The 24,842-nt window shown below is 70.4% G+C and carries 16 protein-coding genes; 10 read left to right on the top strand and 6 right to left on the bottom strand.

The annotated features are described in order from the left end of the window. Positions 1 to 128: 128 nt before the first annotated feature. Complete coding sequence (locus AB0O36_RS24280) at positions 129 to 2,726, top strand: SpoIIE family protein phosphatase (protein WP_365114062.1); 2,598 nt, start codon at positions 129 to 131, stop codon at positions 2,724 to 2,726. 81 nt (positions 2,727 to 2,807) lie between these two features. Here the strand turns inward: AB0O36_RS24280 and AB0O36_RS24285 are convergent, their stop codons facing one another. The 6 genes from AB0O36_RS24285 to AB0O36_RS24310 all read right to left on the bottom strand — a co-directional run bounded on the left by AB0O36_RS24285 (position 2,808) and on the right by AB0O36_RS24310 (position 9,949). Continuing rightward, complete coding sequence (locus AB0O36_RS24285; RefSeq protein ID WP_365113957.1) at positions 2,808 to 3,521, bottom strand: PspA/IM30 family protein; 714 nt, start codon at positions 3,519 to 3,521, stop codon at positions 2,808 to 2,810. A gap of 94 nt (positions 3,522 to 3,615) precedes the next feature. After that, positions 3,616 to 5,748, bottom strand: coding sequence for a TPM domain-containing protein (locus AB0O36_RS24290; protein ID WP_365114064.1), 2,133 nt, complete (start codon positions 5,746 to 5,748; stop codon positions 3,616 to 3,618). Positions 5,749 to 6,080: 332 nt separating this feature from the next. Next, on the bottom strand, positions 6,081 to 6,893 hold the full coding sequence (locus AB0O36_RS24295) for a succinate dehydrogenase/fumarate reductase iron-sulfur subunit (RefSeq protein WP_365113959.1): 813 nt from the start codon (positions 6,891 to 6,893) through the stop codon (positions 6,081 to 6,083). Then, on the bottom strand, positions 6,890 to 8,788 hold the full coding sequence (locus AB0O36_RS24300; protein ID WP_365113961.1) for a fumarate reductase/succinate dehydrogenase flavoprotein subunit: 1,899 nt from the start codon (positions 8,786 to 8,788) through the stop codon (positions 6,890 to 6,892). Before AB0O36_RS24300 ends, AB0O36_RS24295 begins: the two co-directional genes overlap by 4 nt. 1 nt (position 8,789) lies before the next feature. After that, positions 8,790 to 9,611, bottom strand: a complete 822-nt coding sequence (locus AB0O36_RS24305) for a hypothetical protein (RefSeq protein WP_365113963.1) — start codon at positions 9,609 to 9,611, stop codon at positions 8,790 to 8,792. A 107-nt stretch (positions 9,612 to 9,718) separates the two neighbouring features. Next, a complete protein-coding gene (locus AB0O36_RS24310) occupies positions 9,719 to 9,949 on the bottom strand; it encodes a hypothetical protein (protein WP_365113965.1) in 231 nt (76 codons plus the stop codon). Positions 9,950 to 10,354: 405 nt separating this feature from the next. Between AB0O36_RS24310 and AB0O36_RS24315 the strand changes: the two genes are divergently transcribed. The 9 genes from AB0O36_RS24315 to AB0O36_RS24355 all read left to right on the top strand — a co-directional run bounded on the left by AB0O36_RS24315 (position 10,355) and on the right by AB0O36_RS24355 (position 24,809). Continuing rightward, positions 10,355 to 13,015 carry an ABC transporter substrate-binding protein gene (locus AB0O36_RS24315; RefSeq protein ID WP_365114066.1) on the top strand — a complete coding sequence of 887 codons (2,661 nt, stop codon included), beginning with the start codon at positions 10,355 to 10,357 and terminating at the stop codon, positions 13,013 to 13,015. 359 nt (positions 13,016 to 13,374) lie between these two features. Beyond that, positions 13,375 to 15,279 (top strand): translational GTPase TypA, encoded by a 1,905-nt coding sequence (gene typA / locus AB0O36_RS24320; RefSeq protein ID WP_365113966.1) that lies wholly within the window; start codon positions 13,375 to 13,377, stop codon positions 15,277 to 15,279. Between the two features lie 580 nt (positions 15,280 to 15,859). Then, positions 15,860 to 16,840 carry an ABC transporter permease gene (locus tag AB0O36_RS24325; protein ID WP_365114068.1) on the top strand — a complete coding sequence of 327 codons (981 nt, stop codon included), beginning with the start codon at positions 15,860 to 15,862 and terminating at the stop codon, positions 16,838 to 16,840. A gap of 122 nt (positions 16,841 to 16,962) precedes the next feature. Next, positions 16,963 to 18,768 carry an ABC transporter substrate-binding protein gene (locus tag AB0O36_RS24330; protein ID WP_365113968.1) on the top strand — a complete coding sequence of 602 codons (1,806 nt, stop codon included), beginning with the start codon at positions 16,963 to 16,965 and terminating at the stop codon, positions 18,766 to 18,768. A gap of 111 nt (positions 18,769 to 18,879) precedes the next feature. Next, positions 18,880 to 19,857: an ABC transporter permease gene (locus AB0O36_RS24335; protein WP_365113969.1), complete on the top strand. Its 978-nt coding sequence runs from the start codon at positions 18,880 to 18,882 to the stop codon at positions 19,855 to 19,857. Between the two features lie 10 nt (positions 19,858 to 19,867). Next, a complete protein-coding gene (locus tag AB0O36_RS24340; RefSeq protein WP_365113971.1) occupies positions 19,868 to 20,929 on the top strand; it encodes an ABC transporter ATP-binding protein in 1,062 nt (353 codons plus the stop codon). Between the two features lie 31 nt (positions 20,930 to 20,960). Continuing rightward, on the top strand, positions 20,961 to 22,043 hold the full coding sequence (locus AB0O36_RS24345) for a dipeptide ABC transporter ATP-binding protein (protein ID WP_365113973.1): 1,083 nt from the start codon (positions 20,961 to 20,963) through the stop codon (positions 22,041 to 22,043). Between the two features lie 95 nt (positions 22,044 to 22,138). Then, on the top strand, positions 22,139 to 23,086 hold the full coding sequence (locus AB0O36_RS24350) for a GNAT family N-acetyltransferase (RefSeq protein ID WP_365113975.1): 948 nt from the start codon (positions 22,139 to 22,141) through the stop codon (positions 23,084 to 23,086). Positions 23,087 to 23,189: 103 nt separating this feature from the next. Continuing rightward, positions 23,190 to 24,809, top strand: a complete 1,620-nt coding sequence (locus AB0O36_RS24355) for an ABC transporter substrate-binding protein (RefSeq protein WP_365113977.1) — start codon at positions 23,190 to 23,192, stop codon at positions 24,807 to 24,809. Positions 24,810 to 24,842 lie beyond the last annotated feature (33 nt).

The raw sequence follows: 24,842 nt of genomic DNA on the forward strand, positions 1-24,842 counted from the left end.
TGTGATCGTGAACGCCGTGCCAGGCATGCCCGTGGTGCTGAATACTTCGGTCATGGCCGGTCCGGTTGCGGTGAGCTGGAGGGGACGGTCGCGTGAGCGAGATACCTGCGCAGGCACATCAGGCCCGCATGCCCCGGGAGACGTGGCACGACTCGTTGTGGCACAGCAGCCCGCCTGGCTCGATATATGACTTCATCAAGGTCGCGTCCTTCTCGATCGGTCCCGACGGACTCATCGACCAGTGGAGCCTGCGCGCCGGGGAACTCTTCGGGCTGACCCCCGCCCAGGCCGTCGGCCGCGACCCGGTCGACGCCTTCATGCCCGCCGAACTGCGCGCCGACGGCCACCGCAAGGTCGCCGAAATACTCGACGGCAAGGAATGGACGGGCCTGATCCCGTTCCGCATGCCCGACGGCTCCGGCCGGCACGGCGTGGCCGAGATCTACGTCATGCCCACCGAGACCGAGACCGGCGAGCGGGCGGCGCTCTGCGTCGTGGTCGACGTACGCGCACTCCGCCGGATCGAATCCGATCTGGCGGCTTCGCAGGCAATATTCGGACAATCTCCCTTCGGCTTCCTCCTCTTCGGTACCGACCTCACCGTCCAGCGCGCCAACCGCCGCTTCGCCACCGTCTTCGGCGGCGTCGCCGAGGACCACCGCGGCCGCACCGTCCACGACTACCTGCCCAAACGCGAAGCCGACCGGATGACCACCGCCCTGCGGCGGGTCCTGGAGACCGGCGACGCCGTCACCGACCTCCAGATCAGCGGAGCCGCACCCGGCAGCCGCGAACACCGCCACTGGTCCATCAACCTCTACCGCGTCCACGACGGCTCCGGCCGCCCCGTCGGCGTCGCCGGCCTCGGCACCGATGTCACCCGCCGTCACCTCGCCGCCCGCGAGGCCGCCGGCGTCCGCCGCAACCTCGCCCTGCTCAACGAGGCCGGCCACCGCATCGGCAACTCCCTCGACCTGGAGACCACCGCCCGCGAACTCCTCGACGTCGCCGTCCCCGGCTTCTGCGACCTCGCCTCCGTCGACCTCTACGAAGGTCTCCTGCTCGGCGACGACGACCGCCCCGCCCGCCCCCAGGGCCCCGGCCGTCCCAGCCTCCCCGGCCGCGGCTCCGGTCGCGCCCCCTCCGCCCCGCTGCGCCGGGTCGCCTTCGCCAGCGCCGTCTCCGACGCCCCGCTGTCCGGCCCGCCCGTCGCCGTCGGGGAGACCCACCGCTACCCGGCCGCCAGCCCCGGCGCCCTCGCCCTGCGCACCGCCCGCCCCCGGCTGCTCGAAGGCGGCGACCAGGGCGGCCCCGGCCTCGTCCGGTCCACCCTCGTGCAGTCCACCCTGGTCGTCCCGCTGGTCGCCCACGACACCGTGGTCGGACTCGCCCAGTTCTCCCGCACCAAGGGCAGCGAACCCTTCGGCGAACGCGACCGGGCCGTCGCCGCCGAACTCGCCGCCCGCGCCGCCGTCTGCATCGACAACGCCCGCCTCTACCGGCGCGAACACGAACGCGCCCTCATCCTCCAGCGCAGTCTGCTGCCCCCCGGCGACCCCGAGGCCGCCGGCCTGGACATCGCCTGCCGCTACCTTCCCGGCAACACCGCCACCGAAGTCGGCGGCGACTGGTTCGACGTCATCGAACTGCCCGGACACCGCACCGCACTGGTCGTCGGCGACGTCATGGGCCGCGGCCTGCGGGCCGCCGTCGCCATGGGCGAGTTGCGCACCGCCGTACGCACCCTCGCCCTGCTGGACCTGGAACCGGCGGAGGTGCTCGCCGCGCTCGACGAGGTCGCCCGCGGCCTCGGCGCGCCCGGCGGCGGCCGGCAGCCCTCCCGGGCCGCCCTGCAGTCCCGGGACGCCGACCTCTCCGAGGTCTACCTCGCCACCTGCGTCTACGCCGTCTACGACCCGGTCACCCGGCGCTGCACCATCGCCAACGCCGGACACATGCCCCCCGTCCTGGTGGAACCCGGCGAGCCCGGCTCCGCCCCGCGCCCCGGCCTGCTCCTGGAGGTCCCGCCCGGCATGCCGCTCGGCGTAGGAGGCGAACCCTTCGAGGAGGTCGAAGTGGAGCTCCCCGAGGGCGCGCTGCTCGCCCTCTACACCGACGGCCTGGTCGAATCCCGCGACCACCCCCTGGAGGAAGGGCTGCTCGGCCTGCGGGACGCGCTCGCCGACCCGGTCCGCCCGCTGGAGGACGTGGCCGACCACGTCCTGGCCACCCTGGAAACCCGGCACGGCGAGGACGACATCGCCCTGCTCATGGCCCGCGTCCAGGGCCTGCCCAACGACGCGGTCGGCGACTGGCAGCTGCCCAGGGAGGCCCGCTCGGTGGGCCGGGCCCGCGAACTGGCCCGCGCCAAGCTCCCCGCCTGGGGCCTGGAGGGCCTCCTCGACACCACCCTGCTGCTGGTCAGCGAACTGGTGACCAACGCCCTCCGGTACGGCGAGGGCGAGATCAGGCTCCGGCTGCTGCTGGACCGCACCCTGGTCTGCGAGGTCTGGGACGGCAACCTGGTCCAGCCCAGACGGCGCCGCGCCCGCGACACCGACGAGGGCGGCCGCGGCCTCCAGCTCGTCGGCCTGCTGTCGGCCGGCTGGGGCACGCGGCGTACCCACCGGGGCAAGACGGTGTGGTTCGAACTGCCGCTGCCGGGGGTGGGCACGGAGGTGACGGCGGAACTCTCGGCGGAGCAGTTGCTGAACATGTACGGGTGACCGGACGCGGTGCGGAACCCGTTCCGCACCGTGGGGAACCCGCCATGCCGCGCGAACCCGTTCCGCACCGCGGGGAACCCGCTATGCCGCGCGCTTCAGGGCGGCCAGGCGGGTTTCGATCTCCGCGGTGCGGTCCATGTCGTCCAGGGCCTCGAACTGCGCGTCCAGTGAGGACGCCGCCAACTCCTGCTTGCCCAGCGCCCGCGCCTCCTCCCGGCGCACCTTGTCCTCGAAGCGGCTGATCTCGCTCGTCGGGTCCAGCACGTCGATGCTCTTGACCGCGTCCATCATCGTGTTCTGCGCGGCCGCCGTCCTGGCCCGTGCCACCAGCTCGTCCCGCTTCGCCTTCAGCTCGGACAGCTTGTCCTTCATCGAGTCCAGCCCGGCCTTCAGCTTGTCCACCACCTCCGTCTGGGCGGCGATCACCGGCTCGGCCGTCGCCGCCTCCTTCTCCGACCGGAGCTGCCGGCCCAGCGCCACCTTCGCCAGGCCGTCGAACCGGTCGGCGTCCGCCGTCGACCCGGAGGCCCGCAGCCCGTCCGCCTTGCGGCTCGCCGCGAGGGCCTTGTCGCCCCACTCCTTCGCCGCGTCCACGTCCTCCCGGTGGTCCTGCTCCAGCAGCCGCAGATTGCCGATGGTGGTGGCGACCGCCTGCTCCGCCTCCGCGATGTTGTCCGTGTAGTCGCGGATCAGCTGGTCCAGCATCTTCTGCGGGTCCTCCGCCTGGTCCAGCAACGCGTTGATGTTGGCCTTCGCGAGCTGGGCGACCCGGCCGAGAATGCTCTGCTTGCTCATGCGTACTGCTCCTTGCTGGCTGGTCTTTGATCGCTGATCGCTCGTCGCTGATGGCTTGTGGCCGATGGCTCGCGGCCCATCGGATGAAGACGTGTCAGAAGCGGCCGCCACCGCCCATCCGGCCCCGTGTGCCGCCGCCCCCGAAGGAACCCGGCCCCGGACCGGAGCCGCCGCCGGCCCCCCCGCCGCCGAAGCCCCCGCCCCCGAAACCACCCCCGAAACCACCGCCGAAGCCGCCTCCCCGCCCGCCGCCGCGCAGGATCTCGCCCAGGATGATCCCGCCGAGCACCGCGCCGTTCATGCCCCCCATGCCGCCCGCGCCGCCCGTCCCGCCGCCCCCGGGCTGCCGGCCGGCGTACGGGTTCTCGTACCCCCGTACGTCCTGCTCGGCCAGCCGCTGCGCCTCCCGTGCCAGCGCGTCCGCCCGCTGTGCCTCCGCCAGCGCACCCGATGCGTCCGACCCGGCCAGTTCCGAGGACCGCTGGAGATGCCGCTGTGCCTCCGCCAGCCGGGTCCGGGCCGTGGACCCGACCGCGCCCCGACTGGTGGTGACGTAGTCGGCGGCCGCACCGATCGCACTCCGCGCGGACAGCAGCGCCTGGTCCAGCAGGGACCGGGCCCGCAGGTCCGAGGTCTCCCGCTCCCGCGCGCCGGCCAGGGCCTCGTCCAGGGCGGCGTCCGCCTCCTCCACCCGGCGCAGCGCGTCGATCGGGTCGTACCGGCCGCCGTCCAGCTGCCCGCGTACGTCGGCCAGCACGGCCTCCGCCCGGCCGATCCGGCCCCGCAGGTCCGCGGTCGACACCCCCTCGGGCGTCCCGCCGATCAGCCCCCGGGCGTCGGCCAGGTCGGCGTCCGCCTCGGCCAGCGCCCCGTCCAGCTTCCCGGCCGCCTCGGCCAGTTCCTGTGCGCGCCGCTCCACCGCGTCCACCAGGGTCGCCGCCTGGTCCACCGCACCCTCGGCCGCCCGGACGTGGACGGCGGCCCGGCTGTTGTCGCCCGCCCCGACCGTGGTCCGTGCCTCGTCCAGGTTCGATCCGGCGAACAGCAGGCGGTCCTTGGCCTGTTCCGGGTTCGAGGCGACGGGTGCGGCGGCGGAGTCGGCGTACCGGCGGGACAGCGCGGTGACGGTGGCCTCGGCGGTGACGGTGCGCCCGGACAGGGCCCGGTAGTGCTCCTCCACCGTGGCAAGCGCCTGCGGGGCGTTCTTCTCCAGGTCGCGCAGCCGGTCGAAGGCGTCCGATTCGGCGTCCAGGCGGCGGCTCGCCCCGGAGCACCGGGCCACGATCTCGTCGAGCATCCGGCGCCGGGTGGCGTCGTCCTCCGGATAGGCGTCGTCCAGCTGCTGGCGCAGCCGGAACGCGTGCGTCAGCTCGTCCCTGGCACGGTCCAGCGCCACCCGGAACGGCCCGGCCGCCTCCTCGCCGAACTGGGCCGTGGCGAAGCCGAGTTCCTCGGTGCTGGTGCGGACCGCGTCGTCGGTCTCCACGAGCAGGGCCTTCGCCCGGGCGTCGAGCTCGGGCAGCGGCAGTCCGCCGGCGGCGTGCTCACCCCACCCGGTGGTCCCGCGCTCCGGGCCGCCGCGGCCCTTCCGCCGCTTGCTGCGCGCGTACGCGTACGCGCCCAGTGCCCCGGCCGCGCCGACCGCGACCACCGGCAGCACGTAGTCCCCGACGCCGCTCTCCCCGACGCCGCTGTCCCCGCCGTCGTCCTCCGCGCCGCCGCCGGGGTCGGCCGGGCCGGGGGTGATGGTGGGGACGGGGATCGGCTGCCCGCCGAGGACGGCGGAGTATCCGTTGGCCGCCCCGATGGCGGCACCCGCCCAGTCGTTCTGCCGCAGTGGCGGCTCGATCGCGGTGCGCGCGACGTCGGCCAGCTGCTCCGGGGTGAAACCGGAGTCGACGGCCGCCGAATAGGCGTACTGGCGCGCCCCGGTGGCGACGGCGAGCAGGACGTCGTTCTGGCCGAGGCCGTTGCGTTCGGCGGTGGCGTCGGCCCAGCTCTGGGCGGAGCGGCCGGAGAAGTCGCGGACGTAGACGACGAAGAGCTGGATCCGCCGGTCGGCGTACAGCTTGTCGAGGGCGGCGGCGACCTCGTCCGTCCGGTCGCCGAGGGCTCCGACCCGGTCGGTGATCTGCCCCTGTGCGTTCAGGGTGACGGGGTCGTCGGCGGGTGCGGCGAGGGTGGCGGGTGCGGCGAGGGTGGTGGAGGTGAGCGCTGTGGAGGCCAGTGTCCCGGCCCCGAGCAGCACGATGGCGGCCCTGAGGCCAGCCCGAACGGCGATCCTGGCGATCGAGCTCCTCGGCGGCTTCACAGCGGCATCACATTTGGGAGCGTATGAGGGATTTGTTACCCCCGCGACCGGGGTCGGCCGGTGGCAGCTCACCGCCCCTGACGCACCCGGTCGGCTCCCCGAGGGCGGGCGACACGACCGGCGGCCCCACCCGCCCCTGCCCGCTCCTCCCGGACTCCGTCCGGTCGCAGCGGGCAGGGGCGGGTGGGAAACCCCCGGCCCGCCCCCGTTCCGCGTGGGGACAGTGGGCGGGCCGGAGCCCGCAGCCCTCAGCTCTTGCGACGGGTGATCTTCGAGCCCAGCCAGACCAGGGGGTCGTACTTGCGGTCGACCGCTCGTTCCTTGAGGGGGATCAGGGCGTTGTCGGTGATCTTGATGCCTTCCGGGCAGACCTCCGTGCAGCACTTGGTGATGTTGCAGTAGCCCAGGCCGTGCTCCTCCTGGGCGGTCCGCTTGCGGTCCAGGCCCTCGGCCTCGGCCGCGTCCAGGGGGTGCATGTCGAGCTCGGCCACGCGCATGAGGAAGCGGGGGCCGGCGAAGGCCGGCTTGTTCTCCTCGTGGTCGCGGACCACGTGGCAGGTGTCCTGGCACAGGAAGCACTCGATGCACTTCCGGAACTCCTGCGAGCGGTCCACGTCCACCTGCTGCATCCGGTACTCGCCCGGGGCCAGGCCCTGGGGCGGGACGAACGCCGGGACTTCCCGCGCCTTCTGGTAGTTGAAGGAGACGTCCGTGACCAGGTCGCGGATGACGGGGAAGGCACGGAGTGGGGTGACCGTGATCGTTTCGGAGCGGTCGAACGTCGACATGCGGGTCATGCACATCAGGCGCGGGCGGCCGTTGACCTCCGCGCTGCACGAACCGCACTTGCCCGCCTTGCAGTTCCAGCGGACCGCCAGGTCCGCCGCCTGCGTGGCCTGGAGGCGGTGGACGATGTCCAGCACGACCTCGCCCTCGTGCACCTCGACGCGGAAGTCCCGCAGTTCGCCGCCCTCCGCGTCGCCCCGCCAGATGCGGAATCGGGCCTCGTAGCCCCGTCCGGTCGGGGTTCCGGCTCCGGCTCCGGTGTCAGTCGCAGTCACTCGTAGAGCTCCTCTTCGGCGAGGTACTTGACCAGCTCCTCCTTTTCGAAGAGGGCGAGCAGGTCGGGGCGGATGGGTTCGGTCCGCTGGCGGACCAGCCGGATGCGGTCGGCCGCCGGGTCGGCGGGCACGGGGGAGACGGGGTGGCAGACCAGGTTGACCGGGCGCCAGTCGCGGTCCATGGCGGGGCAGTCCTCGCGGGTGTGGCCGCCGCGGCTCTCGGTGCGTTCCAGTGCGGCCCGCGCCACGCACTCGCTGACCAGCAGCATGTTCCGCAGGTCCAGGGCCAGGTGCCAGCCCGGGTTGAACTGGCGGTGGCCCTCGACCCCGGCCTTGGCGGCCCGGACCCGCAGGGCGCGCAGCCTGCCCAGGGCCTGCTGCATCTCGCCCTCCCGCCGGATGATCCCGACGAGGTCGTTCATGGTCTGCTGGAGTTCCTGGTGGAGCGTGTACGGGTTCTCCGCGCCCTCGTCCGCGTGGAAGGGGGCCAGGGCCTCGGCCGCGGCCTCGTCCACCTGTGCCTGGTCGACCGAGGGGCGGTCGTGCGAGGCGGCGTGGTCCGCCGCGTGCAGTCCGGCCCGGCGTCCGAAGACGAGCAGGTCGGACAGGGAGTTGCCGCCCAGCCGGTTCGAGCCGTGCATGCCGCCCGCGACCTCGCCGGCCGCGAACAGGCCCGGCACGCCCACGGTCGCCGCCGTGTCGGAGTCGACGGCGATCCCGCCCATCACGTAGTGGCAGGTGGGGCCCACCTCCATGGGTTCCGCCGTGATGTCCACGTCCGCCAGTTCCTTGAACTGGTGGTACATGGAGGGGAGGCGGCGCTTGATGCGCTCCGCGGGCATACGGGTGGAGACGTCCAGGAACACGCCGCCGTGCGGGGTGCCGCGGCCCGCCTTGACCTCGGAGTTGATGGCGCGGGCCACCTCGTCGCGGGGCAGCAGCTCCGGGGGACGCCGGTTGTGGTCCGGGTCCTCGTACCAGCGGTCGCCCTCCTCCTCCGTCTCGGCGTACTTCTCCTTGAAGACGTCCGGGACGTAGTCGAACATGAACCGCTTGCCCTCGCTGTTGCGGAGCACTCCGCCGTCGCCGCGGACCGACTCGGTGACGAGGATGCCCTTCACCGACGGCGGCCAGACCATGCCGGTCGGGTGGAACTGGATGAACTCCATGTTGAGCAGGGGCGCTCCGGCGAGCAGGGCCAGGGCGTGGCCGTCGCCGGTGTACTCCCAGGAGTTGGAGGTGGTCTTGAAGGACTTGCCGATGCCGCCGGTGGCCAGCACCACCGCCGGGGCCTCCAGGACGAAGAAACGGCCGGATTCGCGTTCGTAGCAGAACGTTCCGGAGACTTTTTCGCCATCCTTCAGGACGCGGGTGACCGTGCACTCCTGGAAGACCTTCAGCCGGGACTCGTAGTCCCCGGTTTTGCGGAAGTCCTGCTGCTGGAGCTGGACGATCTTCTGCTGGAGGGTGCGGATCAGTTCCAGGCCGGTGCGGTCGCCCACGTGCGCGAGCCGCGGGTACTCGTGCCCGCCGAAGTTGCGCTGGGAGATCCGCCCGTCGGGCGTACGGTCGAACAGCGCGCCCCAGGTCTCCAGTTCCCAGACCCGGTCGGGTGCTTCCTTCGCGTGCAGCTCGGCCATCCGCCACTGGTTGAGGAACTTCCCGCCGCGCATGGTGTCGCGGAAGTGCACCTGCCAGTTGTCGCCCTCGTTGACGTTGCCCATGGAGGCGGCGATGCCGCCCTCGGCCATCACCGTGTGGGCCTTGCCGAAGAGGGACTTGCAGATCACGGCCGTACGGGCGCCCTGCTCGCGGGCCTCGATCGCGGCGCGCAGGCCGGCGCCTCCCGCGCCGACCACGACCACGTCCCACTGCTGCCGGTCGACTTGAGCCATGTCAGAAGATCCTCGGGTCGTTGAATGCGCCGGTGGCGAGCAGGTACACGTAGAAGTCGCAGAGCGCCACGGTGATCAGGGAGGCCCAGGCGAGCTGCATGTGACGGGAGTTGAGCTTCCCCACCCAGCCCCACAGCCGGTAGCGCACGGGGTGCTGCGAGAAGTGCCGCAGCCGGCCGCCGATGATGTGCCGGCAGGAATGGCACGAGAGGGTGTACGCCCAGATGAGCACGGTGTTGACGAGGAAGATCAGGGTGCCGAGGCCCATGTGGCCCCACTCGTACTGGTCGTTGCGGAAGGTCAGCACCGCGTCGTAGGTGAGGATGCCCGCCACCGGCAGCGCCGTGTAGAAGAAGTAGCGGTGCATGTTCTGGAAGACCAGCGGGAAGCGGGTCTCACCGGTGTACTTCGCGTGCGGCTCGGCCACCGCGCAGGCGGGCGGCGAGGACCAGAAGCTCCGGTAGTACGCCTTGCGGTAGTAGTAGCAGGTCAGCCGGAAGCCGAGCGGGAAGACCAGGATCAGCAGGGCGGGGGAGAGCACCCACCAGCTGCCGAAGATCTCCCAGTTGGGGCCGCCCTTCATCGGGACGCAGTTCTCCGCGAGGCACGGGGAGTAGAAGGGCGAGACGTACGGCGCCGCGTAGTAGTCGGCGTTCGCGAAGGCCCGCCAGGTCGAGTAGACGATGAAGGCGAGCAGCCCGGCCGCGGTGGCGGCGGGGGCCAGCCACCAGCGGTCGGTGCGGAGGTGCCGGGCCGGGATCGCGGCCCGGGAGGCGTCGTGGACGCCGGTCAGCTGCTGGGGTGGTTCGGTGCCTGTGGCCAAAGTGAACTCCGGGAGGAGTGGTCAGGGGTGGCCCAGGAGACCCAGCCGTGCGCGGAGTGCGGCGGCTGGGCCTGATGGGGGTAAGGCGGAAGGTTACGGCTGCGGAATCAGGGTGCCCGACGGTCCTGGGCGCCCAGGCCCTCGTCATCGGTGTCCGTCCACAGCGAACTGTCGTACGGGGTGTCCGGGACGGGGACCATCCTGGACGAGGCGGGGGGCGCGGAAGCGCCCTGCTCCTCCCCGCGCTGCCGGGCGGCCTTCTGTTCGAGCTGCTCCACCTTGCGGCTCAGCTCGTCGAGGTTGCGGCGTACGGCATTCAAATCGTCCTGCAGGGACATGACTTGCCCTCACTTCCGCAGGTTGCGGTGGCAACGCCCAAGTGCGCCTGCGAGTGTCGCTCCTCCCGTCCCCGGTTGTGAAGGGACGTGCAGCGATTCCGGGCGCACGGGCCTGATCTGTGCGCCCCTCCCTGCTCCCATTGTCATCCCTCCCACGGGGGAACGCGCGGCCCTGCCGTACCGGGATTGGTCCGCACGGGTGGGGTTCGCGGCGTGGCGCGGTCCGGCTGCCGCCCCCGGGGCCCCGCGTCGATTTCAGTGGGTCCCGTCACCAGTGTGATCAGCTCCATATACCGCCGTACGTGATCTCCGTACGTGATCACGTACGCGAACCCCCACGCCCCGCTCGCCCCGGAGGTACCACCCATGTCCCAGAGCCAGAGAAGGCGCAGATCCATGGCCTCCATGGCGCTCCTGACCTCGGGCGTCCTGGCACTGCCGCTGCTGGCCGGCTGCAGCTCCGGCGAGGAGGACGGAGGCCCCGTCTCCGCCGGTCCGGACATCGCGTCGACCGTGCGCGCGGAGGTCACCGACGGCGGGGTGCTGCGCTGGGCGGTGGACTCCGTGCCGGGGACGCTGAACGCCTACCAGGCGGACGCGGACGCGACCACGTCCCGGATCGCCGGGGCGGTGCTGCCGCACCTGTTCACGCTGGACGCCAAGGGACGGCCGGCCGCCAATCCGGACTACCTGGAGAAGGCCGAGGTCGTCGCGCGCGAGCCGAAGCAGGTCGTGCTGTACAAGCTGAACCAGAAGGCGGTGTGGAGCGACGGCCGGGAGATCGGTGCGCCCGACTTCGTCGCCCAGTGGCGGGCCCTGAACGGCAAGGACTCGGCGTACTGGACGGCCCGCAACGCCGGCTACGACCGGATCGAGAAGATCGAGCGCGGCGCCAACGACCTGGAGGTCCGGGTCACCTTCGCCAAGCCGTACGCCGACTGGCAGTCGCTGTTCTCGCCGCTCTACCCGAGGCAGGTCACCTCCAAGCCGGAGGCGTTCAACGAGGGTGCGCGGGAGGCCCTGAAGGTGACGGCGGGACCGTTCGCCGTCGGCGCCGTCGACAAGAAGGCCGGCACGGTCACCCTGGCCCGCAGCCCGCGCTGGTGGGGCGCGCCGGCCAAGCTGGACACCCTGGTGCTGACCGCCGTGCCGCGGGCCGAGCGGGCCTCCGCGCTGGCCTCCGGCAAGGTGGACCTGGCCGAACTCGACCGGGCGGGCCTGGGCCGGATCGAGCTCGCCAAGCGGGACGCGGCCAAGGAGGAGGCGGCCCGGCAGGACGGGGCCGGGCAGGGCGGCGCCGCCGGGCAGGGTGCCCCGGCGCACGGTCCCGGCACCTCGGTGACCCCCGCCGAGGCGATGCGTTCGTGGGCGCTGGCGCACGGCGCGGACGAGGAGAAGGCGGCGGCGGAGCGGGAGGCGCGGCGCGACGGCGCGGAGGCGGTGCAGCGCTACGCAGCCGAGCAGAAGGCGCTGCGCGGCTTCACCGTACGGAGGTCCCTGGAGCCCGCGTACACCCAGCTGGCGCTGAACGGGGCGTCCGGGCCGCTGACCGACGAGCGGGTGCGCCGGGCGATCGCCCGGGCGCTGGACCGGCAGGCCCTGGCCGAGATCGTGCTGAAGCCGCTGGGGCTGCCGGCCAAGCCGGTGGGCAGCCACCTCGCGCTGGCGGGGCAGCGCGGGTACACCGACAACAGCGGGGCGCTGGGCAAGCAGGACACCAAGGAGGCCCAGGCGCTGCTGGCGGACGCCGGCTGGCGGCGCGGCGCCTCGGGCGACGCCCCGGCGGGCACCAAGGCGGGCGGTACGGCGGAGAAGAAGGACGACGCCAAGCAGCTGCCGCGCACGGGCGAGGGCATGGGACCGGGCAGCGGCACCGGCAACGACGGCCTGTACATCGTGGGGCAGAGCGACCAGCGCAACGGGGACCTGTCCTCGGCCGCGCAGGGCGCCCGTACGGCGGCGGACCAGGCGGCGGTCGGCCGGCTCGGCAGGGCCGCACCGGTGCTCGGGGCCGCGTTCCAGGGCGCCCGTGCGGCGGCGGCCGCGAACCCCGCCCGCCCCGCGGAGCCGGGTGACGAGTTCGGGCCCGAGGGCGGCAGCGAGGGGCTGCCGGAGGGGCCGGCGCGGCCCGAGGCCGTCCCGTACGGGCCGGACGGGGAGATCGTCGACGCGGACCGCTTCGCCGCGCCGGAGCAGTACGACCCGGGCCAGGCGGGCCAGGCAGGGCAGGCGGGCAACGGCCAGGCCGGCGCGGCCTCCGGCGGAGCGGACCGCCCGGGCCGCCCCGGACCCGGCCCGGACACCGTGCTCGCGCCCGCCCCGCTCGGCGGGCAGCACGACGCGCCCCTGCTGACGCAGGCCGACACCGCCGACGACGGCAAGCGGAACCCCGCCCGGGACGGCGACGCCAAGGACGCGAACGGGGCCAAGGAGGCAGAGGACGCAGGCAAGGCCAGCGGGGCCCCGGCCAAGCAGGCCGCGGCCGGTGCCACGGGCGTGCTCGCCAAGGACGGCAAGCCGCTCAGCCTGAAGTTCGTGCTCCCCTCGGGGGCCGGCTCCGAGCCGCTGCGGGCGGTCGGCGAGCGCATCTCGCAGATGCTCCGGGCGATCGGCATCAAGACCGAGCTGACCAAGGTTTCCGACGAGAGCTTCTTCAAGGACCACATCGCCTCCGGCGCGTACGACCTGGCCCTGTACTCCTGGCCGACGACCGCCTTCCCGGCCACCGACGCCCGGCCGATCTACGCCAAGCCGCTGCCGGCGGCGGACGGCTCGCTGCTGGTGGAGCAGAACTACACCCGGGTCGGCACCGACCGCATCGACCAGCTGTTCGACCAGGCGGTGGGCGAGCTGGACGAGGCCCAGGCGCGGGAGCTGATCCAGAAGGCCGACGCCCGGATCTGGGCGGTTGCCGGATCGATTCCGCTCTACCAGCGCCCGGAGCTGGTGGGCTCCAGGCCGGGCGTGGTCAACGCCGGCGCCTTCGGTCTCGGCACCCCCCGGTACCAGGACATCGGCTGGAAGAAGCCCGCCGCGGCCAAGGAAAAGAACGGGAAGAACAAGTAGCGGTCCCGTGCAGCCCGTATGAACTCCACGGTCACCAGCTCAGATGTGACTCAAATCCCTTGCCCGCCGGAACACCGGCGGGCAAGGTCGTGACCGGCCCCTTGACCCGGCTCCTCACCGCTCCACCACGGCTTCACCACCGCTTTTCCGCCAAGTCCCCGGCGCTTTTCCCCTTGATCGCACCCGCCCCGACGGCCCACCCCGCACTCAGCCGTCCGGCCTCTTGACAGACCCCCCGGCGGGCGGATCGCGCCGCGCGACGTACCATGGGGTAAGGCCGTGGCAGGTTTTCCGCCCGGCGAAGGCTCGCGTACCAGGCCGTACGTGACGCCATCCACGATCCCGGGAGAAGCGCCGCAGTGCCCACGCGCCACGACATCCGTAACGTAGCCATCGTCGCCCACGTCGACCACGGCAAGACGACCATCGTCGACGCCATGCTGAAGCAGGCCGGTGCCTTCGCCGCCCACCAGCAGCTCGACGACCGCATGATGGACTCGAACGACCTGGAGCGTGAGAAGGGCATCACGATCCTCGCCAAGAACACGGCGGTGAAGTATCACCCCAAGGACGGCGGGGCCCCGATCACGATCAACATCATCGACACCCCCGGCCACGCCGACTTCGGTGGCGAGGTCGAGCGCGGTCTGTCGATGGTCGACGCCGTCGTTCTGCTGGTGGACGCCTCCGAGGGTCCGCTGCCCCAGACCCGCTTCGTGCTCCGCAAGGCGCTCCAGCAGCGGAAGCCGGTCATCCTCTGCATCAACAAGACGGACCGTCCGGACTCCCGGATCGACGAGGTCGTCAACGAGACGTACGACCTCTTCCTGGACCTGGACGCCGACGAGGACCAGATCGAGTTCCCGATCGTCTACGCCTGCGGCCGTGACGGCATCGCGTCGCTGACCAAGCCCGAGGACGGCACGGTCCCGGCCGACTCCACCAACCTGGAGCCGTTCTTCTCCACCATCCTGGAGCACGTCCCGGCCCCGGTGTACGACGAGGAGGCCCCCCTCCAGGCCCACGTCACCAACCTGGACGCCGACAACTTCCTCGGCCGTATCGCGCTGCTCCGCGTCGAGCAGGGCGAGCTGCGCAAGGGCCAGACCGTCGCCTGGATCAAGCGCGACGGTTCGATCTCCAACGTCCGCATCACCGAGCTGATGATGACCGAGGCGCTCACCCGCAAGCCGGCCGAGGTCGCGGGCCCCGGTGACATCTGCGCCGTCGCCGGTATCCCCGACATCATGATCGGCGAGACCCTGGCCGACCCGGAGAACCCGATCGCGCTGCCGCTGATCACGGTGGACGAGCCGGCCATCTCCATGGTCATCGGCACCAACACCTCCCCGATGGTCGGCCGCGGCGGCTCCGGCAAGGGCGCCGACGCCAAGACCGCGGTCAAGGACCGCAAGGTCACCGCCCGCCAGGTCAAGGACCGCCTGGACCGCGAGCTGATCGGCAACGTCTCGCTCCGCGTCCTGGACACCGAGCGCCCGGACGCCTGGGAGGTCCAGGGCCGCGGTGAGCTCGCGCTGGCCATCCTGGTCGAGCAGATGCGCCGTGAGGGCTTCGAGCTGACCATCGGCAAGCCGCAGGTGGTCACCAAGGACGTCGACGGCAAGGTGCACGAGCCGGTCGAGCGCATGACCATCGACGTGCCCGAGGAGCACATGGGCGCCGTCACCCAGCTCATGGGCGTCCGCAAGGGCCGCATGGACAACATGTCGAACCACGGCTCCGGCTGGGTCCGCATGGAGTTCGTCGTCCCGTCCCGCGGCCTGATCGGCTTCCGTACGGAGTTCCTGACCCAGACCCGCGGCACCGGCATCGGCCACTCCATCCACGAGGGCCACGAGCCGTGGTTCGGCGCGCTGCAGACCCGCAACAACGGCTCCCTGGTCGCCGACCGCGCCGGTGCGGTCACCGCCTTCGCGATGACCAACCTGCAGGAGCGCGGCGTGCTGTTCACCGACCCCGGCACCGAGGTGTACGAGGGCATGATCGTCGGCGAGAACTCGCGCTCCGACGACATGGACGTGAACATCACCAAGGAGAAGAAGCTCACCAACATGCGCTCCGCCTCCGCCGACTCCTTCGAGGCGATCGTCCCGCCGCGCAAGCTCTCCCTGGAGCAGTCCCTGGAGTTCTGCCGCGACGACGAGTGCGTCGAGGTGACCCCGGAGGCCGTCCGCATCCGCAAGGTCGTCCTGGACCAGAAGGAGCGTTCGCGCACCGCCTCGCGCGCGAAGTCCGCCAAGTAGCCGAGTAGGCCCTGTGACCGGCCCGTAGCCGGCTCAGGAGCCTCCTCCGAGGGTTTCGTCAGGTTCTTATTGCCTGCTCACAGCCCCTCTGCCACGGTGATACGTGGTAGGGGGGCTGTCTTCTTTTGTCAAACGGATTATCTCGTTCAGGTGTCCGGATAACGGTCGTCACACTCCGGAAGGTGTGCTAACAGTCCGTTTCGGGCGTGTCTGTCTCTGCTCTCTTTGTCCGGATTTCGGTTTTCTGGGGTGAGGTGATGTTGTGAAAACGAGACCGGCAAGGTGTGGTTTCGGCTGAGACCGTCCCTGAGGATGGCTCCAATGAGCTCGGGTCAATGGGTCACGCACTGTGGGGAGTGCCGACTCACGAGCACACTTGGGGTACTTGGGAACCAGCCGTCAGGGGTGTCGGCGATCCCTCTGAGTGCCCCTCACGTAGTGACAAGTGAACTCATGAGGAGGACCCCATGCGTGGTGCCACAAGCGCCAACTGGGTCACGCGCGCGACTGAGATCGCTCTGGGGGCGACGCGATCGTGACCAGCCCTGCGCAGACTGAGGGTGCGGCAGCACCCAACGTCCTGGTCGAGGAGCCGTCCAAGGACGCCTCGAAGGCCAAGGACCCCGCTGGGCTGTCCCCCGGGCAGCTCATGTGGCGGCGATTCAAGCGGGACAAGGCCGGAGTCATCTCCGCGTTCACCGTCCTGTTCTTCTTCGCCGTATCGCTGCTCGCACCGGTGATTGCCAACCTGTACGGGAAGAACCCGTACGAGCTGTACGGGCAGAACGCCGAAGGACTCCTCGATGAGTTCAGCATGCCGGTGGGCTCGTTCGGAGGTGCCTCCGGCGAGTTCTGGTTCGGCATCGAGCCGGTTCTGGGCCGAGACGTCTTCACGCAGCTGCTGTACGGCATGCGGACGTCGATCTTCACGGCCCTGATCGCGACGATCGTCATGGTCGTCATCGGTGTACTGATCGGCCTGGTCGGCGGGTACTACGGCGGGAAGGTGGACTACTGGCTCGGCCGGTTGACCGACTTCATGCTCGGTATCCCCAGCCAGCTGTTCTTCATCGCCTCGATGCCGGTGGTGGTGGCCGCCTTCGTCAAGCCGGACGAGGAGACTCCGACCGCGCTGCGCGCCTCAGCGATCGTGGTCGTGCTCTCCTTCCTCGGGTGGATGGGCCTGTCCCGTCTGATCCGTGCCGCGACGCTCTCCCTGCGCGAGCGGGAGTTCGTCGAGGCGGCCAAGATCGCGGGCGCTTCTCCGTGGCGGATCATCCGCAAGGAGCTGCTGCCCAACCTGGTGACGCCGATCCTCGTGCAGGCAACGCTCATGCTGCCTTCCACGATCCTTTCGGTGGCCTTCCTCTCCTACGTGGGCGTCGGCTATGTCGAGCCCACCCCGGACTGGGGCCGGATGTTCGCCATCGGCGCCGGCATCTACGAGCAGGACCCGGCGTACATGTTCTACCCGGGTATCGCGATGGTCGTCTTCGTCGTCGCCTTCAACCTGCTCGGCGACTCGGTACGGGACGCGTTCGACCCGAAGTCCGGTCGCTGACGTCACTGCAGCGGGACAGCTGCCGCCCCGGCACACCCGATTGACGAACCTCTTGACGATCCGTCATGCGGGGTGTCAGGCAGCACAGTTGGATCACTACCTACAGATAGGTACTCATCACCATGAGCATCTTCGGCACGCGCAAGGCGACCGCGATCGTCATCGCGGTTGCGGCGGGATCGCTTGTCCTGACCGCCTGCGGTGGCAACGACAACAAGAGCGACACCTCCAAGACCCAGGGCAAGACGAAGGAGGACGCCGCCAAGCAGTCCGCGGCCGTCGCCTTCGGTGACGCCAAGGCGTCCACCGGCCCGGCCGCCGACGTTCCCGGCGCCCGCCCCGGCGGCACCGTGGCCGTTTACCAGACGGACGACTTCTCCCACCTGGACCCGGCGCAGAGCTACGTCTCCGACGCCCGCATCCTGGGCCGCCTCATCCACCGTGGCCTGACCCAGTACCAGGAGGACGAGACCGGCAAGATGACCGTCGTCGGTGACCTCGCCACCGACTCCGGCAAGACCACCGACGGTGGCAAGACCTGGACCTTCACCCTCAAGGACGGGGTCAAGGACCAGAACGGCAACGCGATCACCTCGGCGGACGTCCGCCACACGGTCGAGCGCCTCTACGCCCCGTTCGTCACCGACGGCCCGCTCTACCTGCAGAACTGGCTGTCCGGCGAGGGCACCACGTACCGCAAGGCGCTCCCGGAGGGCCCGTACAACGGCCAGCACCTGCCGAACGACGTCCTGGAGACCCCGGACGCGAAGACCATCGTCTTCAAGTTCAAGGAGCCGCAGGCCGACCTGCCGCAGGCCCTGGCGATGACCGGCTACTCCATCGTGCCCGCCAAGACGGACACCAAGGAGAAGTACGACACCGCCCCGGTCGCCCTCGGTCCCTACAAGATCGCGGACTTCAAGCCGGGCAAGGAGATGAAGCTCGTCAAGAACGAGAACTGGGACGCGAAGACCGACTCGGTCCGCCACCAGTACGTCGACGGCTTCAACATCGCGTTCAACCAGGACGACGAGGCCCAGACCAAGGCGATCCTGGCCGACCGCGACGAGGCCAAGAACGGCATCCAGCTGACCGGCACCGTGGCCACCACCCAGGTGCAGAACGTCGTCAACGACGCCGCCGCCAAGGCCCGGACGATCTCCGGCTACCAGCCCTACGTCTGGCAGCTGAACTTCAACCTGGACCGGGTCAAGGACAAGCGCGTCCGCGACGCCATCGCCATGGCCATGCCGAACAAGAACGTCTACCAGCCGGACGGCGGTGCGTACGGCGGTGAGGTCGCGACCGGCCTCATCTCCCCGACCACCCCGGGCTTCGAGAAGGACTACGACCCCTTCGGCAAGGCGAAGACCCCGAACGGTGACATCGAGGGTGCCAAGAAGCTCATCAAGGAGGCCGGCGCCGAGGGTCTGAAGCTGACCTACGCGTACGCCAACACCCCGAAGCGCCAGCAGCAGGCCGTCGTCATCGCCGACCGCCTGAAGGCGATCGGCATCGACGTCCAGAAGAAGGAGATCGACGGCGCCACCTGGTACGAGCAGGTCGGCAAGGTCGACAACGGTCTGGACCTCTACATGACCGGCTGGGGCCAGGACTGGCCGTCCGCCTCCACCGTCATCCCGCCGCTGTACGACGGCAAGCAGCTGCAGGACGGTTCCTCCGTCTACTCGCACATCAACGACCCGAAGGTCAACGAGGCGATCGCCGCTGCGAAGAAGATCGTCGACCCGGCCGAGGCCCAGAAGGCGTGGACGGCGCTGCACCACGACATCGTGGAGCGCATCAACCCGGCCGCCCCGCTGTACTTCACCAAGTCGCTGCAGATCCAGGGCTCGAACGTCGGTGGCGCCCGCTACTCGAACGACCTGAGCGCGATCGACGTCACGCGCGTCTTCCTGAAGAGCTAACACTCTCAGGCCGAAGCCCCGGCGGGTGTGCGGACGGCGGTCCGCACACCCCCGGGGCACCGGTCCGATCCCATCGACCCCTCACGCCGCCGTCCTGAGAGCAGCGACCCCATGCTTCAATTCCTTCTTCGCCGGACGTTCGGCGCAGTGCTGATCCTGTTCCTGATCAGCGCATTCACCTTCTTCATGTTCTTCGCCATCCCGCAGGATCCCGCCCTGCTGGCCTGCGGCAAGAACTGCACGCCGGACGCCCTTGAAATCATCCACAAGAACATGGGCCTGGACCAGCCGGTCCCCGTCCAGTTCTGGGACTACATGGTCGGCATCTTCGCCGGCCGCGACTTCTCCGTCGGCCACTGTGCCGCTCCCTGCTTCGGTGTCTCCTTCGACAACGGGCAGATGATCTGGCCCACCCTGGTCGACCGCCTCCCGCTGACCATCTCGCTGTCCGTGGGCGGCCTCATCGTCTTCCTGATCGTCGGCCTCGGCGCCGGCATGATCGCCGCGGCCCGCAAGGGCACCTGGATCGACAAGACCTTCTCCAGCGCCTCGCTGGTCCTGTCCTCGCTCCAGATCTACTTCCTCGGCCCGGTCGTCCTCGGCATCTTCGTCTACAGCACCGGCTGGCTGGAGAAGCCCAAGTACGTGCCGTTCTCGGAGAGTTTCGGCGGCTGGTTCATGGGTCTGCTGATCCCGTGGCTGGTCATGTCCGTCATCTTCACGGCCAACTACACGCGCATGGCCCGCTCGACGATGATCGAGCAGCTGCAGGAGGAGTACGTCCGCGCCGCCCGTGCCAAGGGCATGAGCAACAGGTACGTCTTCTTCCGGTACGCCTGGCGCGGTTCGCTGATCCCGATCGTGACCATCCTCGGCATCGACCTCGGCGCGCTGCTCGGCGGTGCCGTCGTCACCGAGTACACCTTCGGTCTCGCGGGCATCGGCCGCCTCGCGGTGGAGTCGGTCAAGGACAAGGACCTGCCGCTGACGATGGGCGTCATGGTGTTCAGCGCCGCGCTCATCCTCTTCTTCAACATCGTTGTGGACGCCCTGTACGCCGTCATCGACCCGCGCGTGCGTCTGGCCTAGGAGTACGACCGTGACCACACTCACCAAGACCGAGGACGTCCCGGCTCCGACCGAGTCCGACGCCTTCCTGTCGGTGCGCGACCTGCGGGTCCAGTTCTCGACCGAGGACGGCATCGTCAAGGCGGTCGACGGCCTGTCCTTCGACCTGAAGCGCGGCCAGACGCTGGGCATCGTGGGCGAGTCCGGCTCCGGCAAGTCGGTGACCAACCTGACGGTGCTGGGCCTGCACAACCCGCGGACCACCAACATCACCGGCTCCATCCGGCTGGACGGTCAGGAAGTGACCGACCTGAAGGACAAGGAGCTGGAGACGCTCCGCGGCGACAAGATGGCGATGATCTTCCAGGACGCGCTCACCGCCCTGTCGCCGTACTACACCATCGGCCGCCAGATCTCCGAGCCGTTCCGCAAGCACACCGGAGCGAGCAAGAAGGAGGCCCGGGACCGGGCCATCGAGATGCTCGGCAAGGTCGGCATCCCCGACCCCAAGCGCCGCGTGGACGACTACCCGCACCAGTTCTCCGGCGGTATGCGCCAGCGCGCGATGATCGCCATGTCCCTGGTGTGCAACCCCGAGCTGCTGATCGCCGACGAGCCGACCACGGCCCTCGACGTGACCGTCCAGGCGCAGATCCTCGACCTGCTCAAGGACCTCCAGCAGGAGTTCGGCTCCGCGATCATCATGATCACGCACGACCTCGGCGTCGTCGCCAACATGGCCGACGACCTCCTGGTCATGTACGCGGGCCGGGCCGTGGAGCGCGGCAGCGTCCGCGAGGTGCTGCAGAAGCCCTCGCACCCGTACACCGTTGGTCTGCTCCGGTCGATGCCGAGCCTGACCTCCGACGTCAACGAGCCGCTCACGCCGATCCCCGGATCGCCGCCGAGCCTGCTCAACCCGCCGCCCGGCTGTGCCTTCAGCGCCCGCTGCTCGCACACCGACCTGGTGGCCGGCGGCCTGTGCACCTCCGAGCGCCCGCAGCTCGCGAGCGGGCGGGCGGCCGCGTGCCACCTGACGGCGGAGCAGAAGCAGCAGGCTTTCTTCGAGACGATTCAGCCCCGGCTGGGCTGATAGCTGATCACCAGCGACTGGGGCTAAGACCATGACCGAGAACACCACCACCAAGGCCGTCGAGCCGCTGATGGTCGTGGAAGGGCTGCAGAAGCACTTCCCGATCATGGGCGGATTCCCGATCAAGCGGAAGGTCGGCGCGGTCCAGGCCGTCGACGGCCTGACGTTCGACATCAAGCCGGGCGAGAGCCTCGGCCTCGTCGGCGAGTCCGGCTGCGGCAAGTCGACCACGGGCCGGCTGATCACCCGCCTGATGGAGCCGACCGCCGGCAAGATCACCTACCGCGGCCAGGACATCACCTACGCCGGCCGCAAGAAGCTGGCGCCCATCCGGTCCGAGATCCAGATGATCTTCCAGGACCCGTACGCCTCGCTGAACCCGCGGCAGACGGTCGGCACGATCATCTCCAGCCCGATGGAGATCAACGGGATCAACCCGCCCGGCGGCCGGGAGAAGAAGGTCCGCGAGCTCCTGGAGACCGTGGGTCTGAACCCGGAGCACTTCAACCGCTTCCCGCACGAGTTCTCCGGCGGCCAGCGCCAGCGCATCGGCGTCGCCCGCGCCCTCGCGCTGGAGCCGAAGCTGATCATCGCGGACGAGCCCGTCTCGGCCCTCGACGTGTCGATCCAGGCGCAGGTCGTCAACCTGCTCCAGGAGCTCCAGCGGGACCGCGGCATCGCCTTCGTGTTCATCGCGCACGACCTGTCGATCGTCCGGCACTTCTCCGAGCGCGTCGCGGTCATGTACCTCGGCAAGATCGTGGAGATCGCCGACCGGGACTCGCTCTACAACCGGCCGCGGCACCCGTACACGCACGCGCTGCTGTCGGCCGTGCCGGAGACGGACGACCTCGACGGCACCAAGCGCGAGCGGATCCGCCTCTCCGGCGACGTCCCCTCGCCGATCATGCCGCCGTCCGGCTGCCGCTTCCGCACCCGGTGCTGGAAGGCGCAGGACATCTGCGCCTCGCAGGAGCCGCCGCTGGTGCAGCTCTCCACCAGCAAGGCCGGTCACCTGACGGCCTGCCACTTCCCGGAGGACCCCACCACCGAGAAGCACGCCGAGGACATCGTCCTCGACCCGGCGCTCCAGGCGCTGGAGGGCGGTGCGTAAGCGCAGCCTCCCATCCGGGCCCCGCACGTACGTGCGGGGCCCGGTTGCGTTTTATTGGGTTGTCCGGGAGGCGGGCGGCCCGGGACAGTGGACGGATGCTGACCGTCCGGCCCGCGGGCCCCGGCGACGCGGGCGACATCTGCGCCCTGCTCAACGCCGTCGACACCATCGAGATCGGCCGCCCCGAGACCGACCTCCACGAGGTGGAGGCCGACCTCAACCACCCCGACGTGGACCTGGCCACCGACTCCTGGCTCGCCCACGAGGGCGGCCGGCTGGTCGCCTACGGCATGGTCTGGCCGGAGGGCGAGCCCGGCCTGGTCGGCGCCGACCAGTACGTACTGCCCGAGCACCAGGACGCCGCCGCGCGGATGCTGCGGCTGATGGAGGCGCGCGCGGCGGAGATGGCCGGCGGGGTCCCCGGCAGCCTGCGCATGCAGCTCAACACCGAGCCCACCCTCGACACCGTCCTGCTGACCGCCCGCGGCTGGCAGACCGTACGCCGCTACCAGGTGATGGTCCGCTCCCTGGACCCGGCGGCCGGCCCCGGCGAAACCCCCGCCGGCCTCACCCTGCGGCACTGCGGCACCGGCGAGGAGGACCGCCGCCGCGCCCACGCCCTGGTCGAGGACTCCTTCGCCGAGCACTTCGGACACGTGCACCGGGAGTACGGGGCATGGCTCGACCACTACTCCTTCCGCGACCTGGACTGGTCCCTGGTCTGGATCGCCTCCCTCCCCGGCGAGGGCGACGTGGGCGTCGTCCTCACCCGCGACGACCGCACCACCATGGCCTGGGTCAACCACCTCGGCGTACGCAAGGACGCGCGCGGCCGGGGCATCGGCGGACACCTGCTCCGGCACGCCTTCGCCTTCTACGCGGCCCGCGGCCGGGACACCCTGGGCCTCGGCGTGGACACCCTCAACGCCACCGGAGCCCTCGCCCTCTACGAGGCCCACGGCATGCGCCCGCACTTCTCGGTGAACACCTGGGAGCTCCCGTTGCACCACGGGGGTGAGCTCACCGTGCACCCCCAGGGGTGACAGGGGCGGGGCGCGCGGGTCCAATCGGACCCGCCTGGAGTGACATCGTGCCTCCATGCGGTGACATTGCTCCCAGTCGAGCAGTCAGCGCCAAGGAGGCACGATGCGCGGAGCCACCCACGCCACCCGGGTCGTCTGTGCGGTGGCCGTCGCCCTCGCGGTGACGTCCTGCGGCGGATCCCAGTCGGGCGGGGCGGGGGCCGGCATCGTCAGCTCCTCCTGGGGGGACCCGCAGAACCCCCTGGAGCCCGCCAACACCAACGAGGTGCAGGGCGGCAAGGTCCTCGACATGCTCTTCCGCGGCCTCAAGCGGTACGACCCCAAGACCGGCGCGGCCCAGGACATGGTGGCCTCGAAGATCGACACCACCGACAGCCAGCACTTCACCGTCACCCTGAAGGACGGCTGGACGTTCAGCAACGGCGAGCCGGTCACCGCCCAGTCCTTCGTGGACGCCTGGAACTACGCCGCGGACGTCCGCAACAAGCAGAACAACGCGCCGTTCTTCTCCGACATCGCCGGCTACGACGACGTGCACCCCACCTCCGGCGAGCCCAAGGCGAAGACCATGTCCGGCCTGGTGGTCAAGGACCCGAAGACCTTCACCGTCGCCCTGAAGGACAAGTTCTCGACCTGGCCGCAGACCCTGGGCTACCAGGCGTTCTCCCCGCTGCCGAAGTCCTTCTTCACCGACCACGACGGCTGGCTGGCCAAGCCCGTGGGCAACGGCCCGTACACGGTGGAGTCGTACACCAAGGGCACCGCCATGCAGCTGCGCGCCTGGGACGGCTACACCGGCCCGGACAAGGCGCAGAACGACGGGGTGGACCTGAAGGTCTACACCGACAACAACACCGCCTACACGGACCTGATCGCCGGCAACCTCGACCTGGTCGACGACGTCCCCGCCTCCCAGCTCAAGAACGTCAGGAACGACCTCGGCAACCGCTACATCAACCAGCCCGCCCTGATCATCCAGACCCTCACCTTCCCGCTCTACGACCCGCAGTGGGGCAAGCCCGGCACGGAGAAGGTCCGCCAGGGCATCTCCCGGGCCATCAACCGCCCGGAGATCACCAAGCAGATCTTCCAGAACACCCGCAGCCCCGCCCAGGACTGGACCTCCTCCGCGCTCGGTGCCGCGGGCGGCTTCAAGGACATGTGCGGGGAGCTGTGCACCTACGACCCGGTGGCGGCCAAGCAGCTCATCGAGGAGGGCGGCGGCCTGCCCGGCGGCAAGATGACCATCACCTCCAACGTGGACACCGGCTCGCACCGGACCTGGATGGACGCCGTCTGCAACAGCATCAACAACGCCCTCGGCAAGGGCCCCGTCTGCACCGTCAACCCGGTCGGCACCTTCGCGGACTTCCGCAACCAGCAGACCGCCTTCAAGCTCACCGGCCCCTTCCGGTCCGGCTGGCAGGGCGACTACCCGCTGATCCAGAACTTCCTGCAGCCGCTGTACTACACGGGCGCGTCCTCCAACTACGGCAAGTTCTCCGACCCGGAGTTCGACCGGCTCGTCGACGAGGCCAACCGCGAGTCCGACACCGCCAAGGCCATCGGGCTCTTCCAGGACTCCGAGAAGATCCTCGCCGCGCAGATGCCCTCGATCCCGCTCTGGTACCAGAACGGCAGCGCGGGCTACTCCGAACGGCTCAGCGCCGTAGAGCTGAACCAGTTCAGCGTCCCCGTCTACGACCGGATCAAGGTCAGCTGAGCTCCCGCTCCCGACGCACACCCCGGAGCCCTG

Source organism: Streptomyces sp. NPDC089799 (assembly GCF_040684755.1).
Lineage (GTDB): Bacteria > Actinomycetota > Actinomycetes > Streptomycetales > Streptomycetaceae > Streptomyces.

What these genes read in the sequence shown, in the direction of transcription:
- AB0O36_RS24280 (WP_365114062.1), top strand. Translation starts at nt 129, where the DNA reads ATGCCCCGGGAGACGTGGCACGACTCGTTGTGGCACAGCAGCCCGCCT.
- AB0O36_RS24285 (WP_365113957.1), bottom strand. Translation starts at nt 3,521, where the DNA reads ATGAGCAAGCAGAGCATTCTCGGCCGGGTCGCCCAGCTCGCGAAGGCC.
- AB0O36_RS24300 (WP_365113961.1), bottom strand. Translation starts at nt 8,788, where the DNA reads ATGGCTCAAGTCGACCGGCAGCAGTGGGACGTGGTCGTGGTCGGCGCG.
- AB0O36_RS24310 (WP_365113965.1), bottom strand. Translation starts at nt 9,949, where the DNA reads ATGTCCCTGCAGGACGATTTGAATGCCGTACGCCGCAACCTCGACGAG.
- AB0O36_RS24315 (WP_365114066.1), top strand. Translation starts at nt 10,355, where the DNA reads ATGGCGCTCCTGACCTCGGGCGTCCTGGCACTGCCGCTGCTGGCCGGC.
- AB0O36_RS24330 (WP_365113968.1), top strand. Translation starts at nt 16,963, where the DNA reads ATGAGCATCTTCGGCACGCGCAAGGCGACCGCGATCGTCATCGCGGTT.
- AB0O36_RS24335 (WP_365113969.1), top strand. Translation starts at nt 18,880, where the DNA reads ATGCTTCAATTCCTTCTTCGCCGGACGTTCGGCGCAGTGCTGATCCTG.
- AB0O36_RS24345 (WP_365113973.1), top strand. Translation starts at nt 20,961, where the DNA reads ATGACCGAGAACACCACCACCAAGGCCGTCGAGCCGCTGATGGTCGTG.
- AB0O36_RS24350 (WP_365113975.1), top strand. Translation starts at nt 22,139, where the DNA reads ATGCTGACCGTCCGGCCCGCGGGCCCCGGCGACGCGGGCGACATCTGC.
- AB0O36_RS24355 (WP_365113977.1), top strand. Translation starts at nt 23,190, where the DNA reads ATGCGCGGAGCCACCCACGCCACCCGGGTCGTCTGTGCGGTGGCCGTC.